The organism is Caballeronia sp. INML3B, assembly GCF_023631305.1.
Classification (GTDB): domain Bacteria; phylum Pseudomonadota; class Gammaproteobacteria; order Burkholderiales; family Burkholderiaceae; genus Caballeronia; species Caballeronia turbans.
On sequence record NZ_JALQDI010000069.1, the window covers coordinates 1 to 9,416 of the forward strand.

Annotated in this window: 7 protein-coding genes and 2 pseudogenes; 3 read left to right on the plus strand and 6 right to left on the minus strand. The window is 59.5% G+C overall.

The genetic code is table 11. The features are described 5' to 3' along the window. The first annotated feature begins 191 nt into the window (after nt 1-191). Nucleotides 192-1,228, plus strand: a pseudogene (locus NCS58_RS28345) (IS481 family transposase). 456 nt (nt 1,229-1,684) lie between these two features. Here the strand turns inward: NCS58_RS28345 and NCS58_RS28350 are convergent. The 6 genes and pseudogenes from NCS58_RS28350 to tssB form a co-directional block, all read right to left on the minus strand. Beyond that, nucleotides 1,685-2,314, minus strand: coding sequence for a YdcF family protein (locus NCS58_RS28350; protein ID WP_250478062.1), 630 nt, complete (start codon nt 2,312-2,314; stop codon nt 1,685-1,687). A 47-nt stretch (nt 2,315-2,361) separates the two neighbouring features. Beyond that, a complete protein-coding gene (locus tag NCS58_RS28355) occupies nt 2,362-3,000 on the minus strand; it encodes a dual specificity protein phosphatase family protein (protein WP_250478056.1) in 639 nt (212 codons plus the stop codon). Next, complete coding sequence (locus NCS58_RS28360; RefSeq protein WP_250478057.1) at nt 2,993-3,502, minus strand: hypothetical protein; 510 nt, start codon at nt 3,500-3,502, stop codon at nt 2,993-2,995. The genes NCS58_RS28355 and NCS58_RS28360 overlap by 8 nt, the downstream gene beginning before the upstream one ends. A gap of 33 nt (nt 3,503-3,535) precedes the next feature. Beyond that, nucleotides 3,536-4,183 (minus strand): annotated as a pseudogene (locus tag NCS58_RS28365) (glycosyltransferase); the annotation flags it as partial. Then, complete coding sequence (gene tssC, locus NCS58_RS28370) at nt 4,167-5,609, minus strand: type VI secretion system contractile sheath large subunit (protein ID WP_250478058.1); 1,443 nt, start codon at nt 5,607-5,609, stop codon at nt 4,167-4,169. The gene tssC and the pseudogene NCS58_RS28365, both read right to left, overlap by 17 nt. 87 nt (nt 5,610-5,696) lie before the next feature. Next, nucleotides 5,697-6,209 carry a type VI secretion system contractile sheath small subunit gene (gene tssB, locus NCS58_RS28375; protein WP_250478059.1) on the minus strand — a complete coding sequence of 171 codons (513 nt, stop codon included), beginning with the start codon at nt 6,207-6,209 and terminating at the stop codon, nt 5,697-5,699. A gap of 581 nt (nt 6,210-6,790) precedes the next feature. Between tssB and NCS58_RS28380 the strand changes: the two genes are divergently transcribed. Continuing rightward, the gene (locus NCS58_RS28380; protein ID WP_250478060.1) at nt 6,791-7,573 is read left to right on the plus strand and encodes a DotU family type IV/VI secretion system protein; all 783 of its coding nucleotides are present in this window, start codon (nt 6,791-6,793) and stop codon (nt 7,571-7,573) included. A gap of 200 nt (nt 7,574-7,773) precedes the next feature. Then, the gene (locus NCS58_RS28385) at nt 7,774-9,267 is read left to right on the plus strand and encodes an OmpA family protein (protein WP_250478061.1); all 1,494 of its coding nucleotides are present in this window, start codon (nt 7,774-7,776) and stop codon (nt 9,265-9,267) included. The last annotated feature ends 149 nt before the right edge of the window (nt 9,268-9,416 follow it).

Genomic DNA, 9,416 nt, shown 5'->3' on the forward strand with positions numbered 1-9,416 from the left:
GGAAGCAATCGATAGCGTCGGTTTTGTGAACTCACGAGCAGCATCGAACGCTCACAAGGGTTTTTGCGCGTGTCAGATGCAGTGAACTAGACTAGATCTGACAGTGGTTGGTTTTCTCATGCTGGCGCGCAGTGGCGCGAAGGGTGTAGCCCGAAGCGGCAATGCGCGCCGCGAACAGCAAGGAGTCCGCCATGAATCAGGAACAGAAGGTCATCCGTGGCAAGGTCGGCATGCTCGAACTGGCGCGGCAGCTTGGCAACGTCAGCCAAGCCTGTCGGGTGATGGGATATTCGCGCGACAGCTTCTACCGGTTCAAGGAACTGTACGAGCGCGGCGGCGAGGCCGCGCTACAGGAGATTTCTCATCACCGGCCGTTGCTCAAGAACCGCGTGGATCCGCAGATCGAGACTGCCGTAGTCGAGCTGGCTCTCGAATTGCCAGCCTACGGTCAGATCCGGATCTCCAACGAAGTGCTTAAGCGGCATGCGCTGTCGGTGTCGCCTCAGGGCGTCCGTAGCATCTGGCTGCGTCACGACCTGGAAACCATGCCCAAGCGCCTGAAGGCGTTGGAAGCCAAGTCCGCCCAAGAGGGTCTGGTGCTGACCGAGGCACAACTCGTCGCGCTCGAACGTGCCAAGCGCGAGAAGGAAGAACATGGTGAATTCGAGTCCGAATGTCCAGGCTACTGCCGAGCGCAGGACACCTTCTACGTTGGATCGCTCAAGGGAGTGGGTCGCATCTATCAGCAGACCTTTGTCGACACCTACTCAAAGGTGGCATTCGCGAAGCTCTACGATCGCAAGACGCCCCCCCGGCGGCTGATTTGCTTAACGATCGCGTCGTTCCGTTCTTCGACAGTTTCGGCATCCCGCTGCTGCGTGTACTGACCGATCGGGGCACGGAATACTGCGGTAACCCCGAACATCACGAATATGAGCTGTATCTGGCCGTGGAAGACATCGATCACACTCGTACGAAAGCCAAATCGCCGCAGACCAACGGGATCGTCGAACGGCTGCACAAGACCATGCTCAACGAGTTCTATCGCGTGGCCTTCCGCAAGAAGATCTACGAGTCGATCGACGTCCTGCAGACTGATCTTGATGCGTGGCTCGACCAGTACAACAATGAACGTGAGCATCAGGGAAGATGGTGTTACGGCAAGACCCCGATGCGTACCTTTCTCGATTCACTGGAACTCGCTAAGGAGAAACTCATTCCCCATTGATCGCTTCCTCTCAATCGACCCCGACTACCTGTCAGATCGAGTCCCAGCTAATACATGTCAGAAGCGCGAGTTCAGCATCCGTCGCAACGCGTCTTAGCGCGCCAACGACGGATATTTCAACGGCCTGCTAGACTGCTTGCCCGTTCTTCAGCAGGAACAGATTGCGGGTTCGACAGGAACTTTGCCACCTTGTCGCTCGACATCAGCAAGATCGCGTTCACCCGCGTGTCGTTATTCGGGCTCAAGAACGGCACACCTGCACATGAATAGTCGCTTTCCCTTAGCCGTGGGCTCGGGTCACATGACATGTCAGCGCTGGCATAGGCGGCTGAAACGGTGAACAAACTTCCCAATAATCCTGCGATCAGATTTCTGTACGACAAAGGCGGACCTCCGCTGCTATTGTGTGGGGATACTTCCGAGTTATCCGGAATGAATTGCATTGCCGGCAGAGAGTCACCAGCCAGGCCTCGAAATGAGTCTCATCAGGAACTGAACAGGTCGAAATGATACGGGCTTGGCGTCCGCGTTAGCTGCGAGCCGAAAGAAGTAGACCGCGTATGCAGGCACCTCGCGCCAACTCGAATAGACGTCGATCACGCGAAATTCACGCGGAAATGCGCCCAGCACGAGACGCGCGCCCGCCCGCTCAAACGCGAGGCTAGCTCTCGCAAGGTGGTAGTACTGCGTGACGAGCAGGACTCGCGTCATCCGATGTTCGCGCATAAAGGTCACGGCATTCCGAGCCGAAGCGAGCGTGTTGTCGCCGTGCTCATCGACAACGATGGCCTCCTGTTCCACGCCATGTCTGATCAGCCATGTCTGCATCGATCTCGCTTCGTTGAGCCCGGGGCCGTCGATGCTTCCACTCACGAAGAGCACAGGACAATGACCGGCGCGATGACATTTAAGGGCGGCGTCGAGTCTTGCCGCCAGAATGGACTTTGGAGTTCCGTCATTCAAGAGCGCATTTCCGAAGACAACGGCAACGTCAGCGTCGTCATACGGCATTGTTATCCCTCGCAGGCAAATCAGCGCCGCAGCGATAAACCAGAGCAGTGCGGTCGCGACAGCCACGCACAACATTATTCGAAATAGTCTCGAAGACCCTGACGTTTCACCGGTCAATCGCATCAAGCATCGCGTGGTGCGCCCTTTACCTGCCGTCTCAACCATTCGACATCGACCTGCTCAAGGTAGCGTTTGATGTTCGCCCAGATGGGATGAAAGCCATAGCCACCGTCCAGTAATTCATCCTCAGCCTGTCGCTTCGTCCATCCCTGAAACACCACGCGGTATAGCGCCGACACCAGCCCTGTTCGATCCGCGCCGTGCTGGCAGTAGATAAGAACTGGCCCGTCGTGATCAACGTCGCGCAGCGCCTTAAGCGCGGCGATCATGTCTTCGTCCTTGATGTTCCACGTATTGATGGGAATGCGTTCCTGCACAATGCCGCTTCCCGCGAGAACCGCCTCGTCCGAATGAAACGAGCGGAGACTGATGATTCTGCGAATGCCCAGTGCACGCAATTTCGGCACGTCATCCTCTGAAATTCGCGCGCTGCGATAGAGCGAGGGCGTGATGCGGTGCAGATTATCGACGCCCGTGTAAATCATCGGCTCAGCCCATGTGAGCGGACGTGTGGTTGCCATCGATACAGCAGGAGCACTTGAATGTAACGAAACGGGCTCGCCCAGCGTCTTCGCCGCAACGACATATGCCACGACCGTTAGCCCGGCACCGTAGAAAAGCACGCTGAAAGCCTTATTCATCCGACGAGCACCTCGAACCTGACTCCCACTGTCGCGACATCAGGAACAGCACGAGCGCAGCGATGCTCATGGTCCAGTAGTCGGTGGGTGCAAATCCGACCCAGTGTTTGTGCCACAGCACGTGGACAGGATCAAAGCGCGCGATTCCATATGCGGGATTGAGAACGAACCAAAGAAAGTCCTCGACGAGCCAGAACGTCATGATGCACGCGACAATGCGCGCTTCGATACGCCACGACCACCGGGCAAAGAATATTGCGGGAAGATGGAAGAAAAGTGCGACGAACGGAAATACCCATGCGTGATATCCCGTCATCGGTCTGCCACCCCAAAAGATGTCGAGCAACCAATGATGCTCGATCCGCCATGTGGGCAAATTGGCGGCCCAACCTGCGCTCCCTTCGATTTGTATTTCGACGTTCGCGAAGAAAAAGCCCAATAAGGCGACCCAGAGAACGAGCGCCAGCGTTCGCTTGCCGGGCACAACGACGCATGAACTCATAGCTTTCTCTGTAACTGTATGTTTGAGGGCGTCGAGCACCGTATCCATGACGAAACGTCCCGCGTACGGTCGTGCCAACGGGGCGATCCTGCTGCGCATTGCGCTCAGTCGGTTTGGATCGCTGAGCAACGCGCGAACCCGAAATTCGAGAGCTACCGCATCGACAGCTTTCATCGCGACGCCCTGTTCGAGCAGGTAGTCGGCATTGCGCTCTTCCTGGCCGGGAATCGGCGATGTGACGATCATTGGTACTTGCATCGCGAGACATTCCGATGTAGTTAAGCCGCCAGGCTTGGTGATAACGAGATCAGAGCAGGCCATCAAGCGCTCCACGTGCGGCGTGAAACCTGAAACGTACATACGGCCGGGGTGAGCCTCTCCCAGCTTTCGCAGCGCATCGAGCATTGCTTCGTTTCGTCCCGCCAGCGCGATCAACTGAAAGTCTCCACCCATGCTGAGCAGACGTGCCGCGAGCACGTCGAGTGCTCCGAGTCCCTCCCCGCCCGACATCATCAGGAGCGTCTTGCGCGTTGGATCCAGACCGTATAACGCTGCACACGCAGCGCGGTCGAAACGCTCGCTGAAGGCCGGCATCACGGGGATTCCCCCGACGTGAATCGACGCCAAAGGAACGCCGCGATTGACCATGCGCCACGCGACCTCGTCATTCGCGGCGAAATACCTTCGCCTCGCGCAGCGGGTGCGACGCTTGCAACTCGTCGCCCGGATCGTTCATCTCGGTCACAAGACCCTTGATCCAGTTGTTCAACTCGAGTTCGAGCAGACGACGATCCTTGGTCGTGCCGATGTTCTCGCGCTGAATCAGCTTCAGATAGTGCGCGATGCGCGAGAGCAGGAAGATGTACGGCAGGCGAGCGTTGATGCGGCTGTTGGCCGTCGCTTCCTTCGTCTCATAGAGCGCGGGCTTTTGCGTCGAGTTAGCCGAGAAGAAGCACGCGAAGTCGTGATTCTTGTAGAACGAGAGCGGAATGAAGCCGAGGTTCGCGAATTCGAATTCGCGCGTCTCCGGAATCAGCACCTGGGTCGGGATCTTCGGCTGCACGCCGGTGCCGAGGTCGTACAGGTGCACCGGCAGGTCTTCCACCTTGCCGCCCGCTTGCGGACCGCGGATCTGCACGCACCAGCCATTGCTTACGAAACTTCGCGTCATGTTGGCCGCGAATGCGAACGACGCATTCACCCACAGATAACGGTCATGGTCCGGGCCCTTCACCTGCTCTTCATAGTTGAAGGCGCGCACGGGCGTGGTGTCCTTGCCGTACGGCAGGCGGCCGAGCACGCGCGGCATCACGAGGCCGACGTAGCGTGCGTCGTCCGTGTCGCGGAAGCTCTTCCACTTGATGTACTCGGCACGGTCGAAGTAGTTGCCGATGTCCTGAATCGCCGCGACGTCTTCCATCGACTTCTTGCCGAAGAAGGCCGCGCCCACCGAGCCAATGAACGGCATATGCGCCGCCGCCGCAACCTTCGAGATGTTGCGCAGTAGGGCCACGTCCTGCGGCGAGTTGGCGAATTCGAAGTCGCTGACGAGCGCGCTGATCGGCTGGCCGCCCGGCGTGTCGTATTCCTCAATGTATGTCAGGCGATACAAACCGCTCTGGATCAGTTCAGGGGCGTCGTCGAAGTCGCGGATCAGCGCGTCCTTTGATACGTCCAGCACTTCGATGCGAGCGTTCTTGCGGAAATCGGTGCGGCTCACCAACATCTTCAGACCGCGCCAGCGACCTTCCAACGCCTGGAATTCTGCGTTGTGCATCACCGCGTCGAGCTGATTGCTGATCTGGCGATCCAGTTGACCGATGAAGAAATCGAGCAGCGACTTGTCCAGGCGCTCGACCGGCTTGCTCGTCTTCGCGACGAGGTCAAGAAATGCGCTCATACCGCGCGCGAGGCGCTCGTCGGCGGAGGCTTCAGACAACGTGTCGCTGTCGCGGAATGCTTCGAGCGGACGCGCTTGCGACACCGGGCTCAAATTGATCTTGCCGCACAACGACGCATAGACGCTGTCACCAAGCGATGCTTCTTGCGGCGCGTCGAGTACGACGGCCTTACCCGCGGCGCCCGAACGGGCTTCTACTTTGCTCATGAACTATCCTGTCTGCGATGCGGTCGTTTGACCCGCGTTTGAACCTTGGGGGAGCCAGTGTGTGACTCAGCTCTGAATTCAGCCGTGTCAGGCGTGGCCTTCGGGCTGCGTCGCCGCCGTGGCGATCTGCGAAAGCTCGCTGCGCAGCTTGTCGGAGAGTTCCTTGTTTTTCAGAATCTTCTCGAACTCGCGGCGGAACGTGCCGTTATCGAGCAGGTTCGATTTCAGATCGCGCAGCAGATTGCGCACGGCGAGTAGCGCTTGCAGTTCAGGAATTTGACGCGCAACTTGTTCCGGCTCGAAGTCCTTCATCGAGCGGAACGACAGGTTCACCGCCAGTTCGGATCCATCGTTCGCGAGCGTGTTTTCCGCACCGAACTTCAGGTCCGGCGCGAGATCACTCAGAACCGCGTCGAAGTTGTTCTTGTCGATGTTGACCTTCTTGCGCTCAGAAAGCGGCGCCTGCTCGCGCCCGGCGCTGAAGTCGCCCGCGACCAGCAGTTTGAGCGGCAGTTCTATCTTCTTCTGTGCGCCGCCAGTATGAAGGTCAAGGGTGATGGAGACCCGGCTTTTCGGAATCTCGCGCTGGAAGCTATCCATTAATAGTCCTTATTATCAGAAATGTTCTGCACCCTCGCATTTTGGGATGCAACGCTGCTGTAACTTCCTCAAGAACATGCGAGAAGCGAATGCCGTGCGCTGCCCGCGCATGCCCTGTCTTTGGGGCACATTAGCAGGATTCGACATGCACCGCAAATGCCCCAACGGGCGGGCAAATCTGGATCGAACCCGTGCCATGGCGAACGAAAAACCGTTGTTTGTCAATTGATTGCGCACAGCCTTGCGGCTTCCTACATGCCCGTTCGAGCGACCCCAGCGACAGATCCGGACACTCTTTTACAACGCAAGGTCAGTTCTCTCAATTCGCCCACTTCAAAGCAACATTCGAGACAGGAGGTGTCTCGAACAGGTGTTACAGTATTGATCGTGAAACGGCTCGTCTCATCAACTCAACGCTTCGTTATCCTGCATTTTCAACGTCTGGATTCGAGAAGGGTATGCGTGACGATAAAATTTGTACAGCATCATAGACAGCAAATCATAGACACAACGATCATCTATGCATCTATGCGGATCGCACTTTCACGGCGTCAGATTGCCGATGCCGACACGACTTGTTGATGGGAAACACGCTCATGATTGACGTTGGTCAATTGTCTTCACGCAGGGCCTTGGTTCAGAACACGTCGGGTATTACACGTATAGATGCTGCGCGTCCGGCTCCCCCCGGAATGTGCGACCTGCTACGCGACGCGTCGCTTCTCGTGGCCATGCAGACTGCCGGCGGAAAGGTCGAGATATATGAGCCGTTTCGAAAGCATTGCACCCTGCTGATCGAGCAATTTGCTGCTGCGCTCAACCAGCGAGGCTATGCCAAGGAAGTGTGCCGAGAAGCGGTCGACGCACTGTGTGCGCTCCTCGACGAAGTGGCCGTGCGCTCTTTGCGCGATGCAGACAAGAACACATGGCTGGGTGAGCCGCTACAGGTTGCGCTTTTCCAGAAACATAACGCTGGTGAATTCGTTTTCGACCGGCTCGAAGCGCACATGCGCGAAGCGTCGCCCCATGTGGATCTCCTTGAGTGCTACGCCGCCGTTCTGGGCCTCGGATTCACTGGCCGCTATGCGCTCGAGGGCGAGGCGAAGCGTCAGGGGCTAATGCGTACTTTATCCACGTTGCTAGCACGCTTGCGTCCCGCAGACGGGCAGTCGTTTTACGTCGAACCAGGCGGCCAGCGCCTGCGAAGCTGGTTTTACCGTTTCTTTCACGGCCTTTCGCCGTGGGGGCTCGCCGGTCTTGCGCTGGTGTGTGCGGTTTCGATGTGGCTGACCTGGCACGTCGCGCTCGACGCCAGAAGCGCCGCGGTTCTAAGCAAGGCTGAATCTTCAGTGACCGCACCGTGAGTTCAATTGAGAGGCTGGGATATCCAGCACGCACCCTCGCCGTCTACGCGGCCGCGCTCGCGCTGGCCGTGCTGTGGCTCGTGCAACCCCTAGACCGAGCGTCGCGATGGCCCTGCACGGCCATCGTCTTGCTTGCGGCGGCAGTGTTCGTTGGCTGGCGCACGGTTCGGCTCGCTCGCGCCCGGGAGCAAAGCGCTGACATGCTCAAGGCGCTTGGCACGGCCACGGCAGAGCTTCCTGTCAGCCTGCGCCGACGCATGCCGCTCGTACTCGTCACGGGTGATGCGCTTGCTGCCCTCTTCGACCGTCAATCGGGCACGAACCGCCTGGTGTTCGTCGGTGACGGCGCAATCTGGCTGCGCGTGAATCGTCCACAAGATCTGCCACAGGTTGCGCTCGCCACGCGGCAATGGCGCGATGGTCAGGCGCCGGACGGCGTCGTATTGTGTGTCGCTCCGGCAGTGCACGCGGATTCCGACGCGCTCGCGCAGAAGCTGCGCTTGGTGCGCCAGGCGCGCGCCGACGCATCGCGCATCGCGAGCGCGCGTCTTCCGGGTTACGTCGCCGTCTATCAGCACTTGACCGCGCTCGAACCGGAGGACGCAAACGCGCGCTGGCAATGGTACGGCGCGTCGGCAATCGCCCCGATTGACGCGCAGCAAATCGAGTCGGTCGTGCGAACCGCGGAGACAACGACGGTTCGCGAGTCCCCCGACCCGTACCACGCGGCGCGCGCGGCGGCGCTTGCTTCGATCGTCGGCTGGACGCAACGAGTGGTGTTCGGCACGCTCACCGATCCACGTCACCCCGCTCAGCCATGGCCGCTTTATGGCGCGGGCTGGATCGACTGCGGTCCGGCAAGCGACGCGTCCCGGCCTTGGGAGCGCGATGTGCTAAGCCGCACGCACGTCGCCCCACCCGTCGTGGCCGCCTTGAGCACGCCGTGGCCGCTGCCGCAGCCGCTCATCGAAGCGATGCCACGGCACGTTCGCGTATCGCCGCGCATCGCCGCCATTGGACATGCCCTTGCGCTCTTCGCGTTGGCAACCGCCGCTTCGTTTTGGGGCTCTGGCCAGCACAACGCCGAACTGATCACGCGGGTTGAGTCCGACCTGAACCGCTTCACCGCAATATCTGCCGGTCACGACTCGGCGCACCGCGACGCGCTGAAAGAGCTCGTCGCGGATCGCGACGAGCTCGATCGGTATGCGCGCGACGGCGCGCCCGTCCGGCTCGGCTTCGGCCTCTATCAAGGCAACCGTTGGTTGCCGTCGCTGAACCATGCAATCGCGAGCTATCAGCCGCCCGCGCCTGCGCCCGCCGTCGTGACGCTGGATAGCATGTCGCTTTTCGATAGCGGCGAGGCGGTGCTCAAGCCAGGCTCCAACCGCACGCTCGTCGGGGCGCTCGAGATGATCAAGGCGCATCCGAACAAGCGGATTCTCGTCGCGGGCTACACGGACAACGTCGGTGATTCCGCGAGCAATCTGAAACTGTCGCTCGCGCGCGCGACGGCGCTTCGCGACTGGCTCATCGACGCGTCAGGCATCGCTGCCACCCAGTTCGCCATTCAGGGCTACGGCGACACGCGGCCGATCGCTTCGAACGATACCGACGCAGGCCGCGCCCACAACCGCCGCGTTGAAATCACGCTCGTGCCGGATAACGGTGCGACCTCTGCGCACACGCAGTAGTCGCGTCGAATCCCCGAGGCTTACGCTTCGGGATCTTGGTGTCCGGGGAACGAATCCCAGACATTAGTTTGTAGTACCAAAGAGGAGTAGTAAATGGCAATTCCCGCATACATGTGGCTCAAGGATGACGGCGGCGCCGACATCAAGGG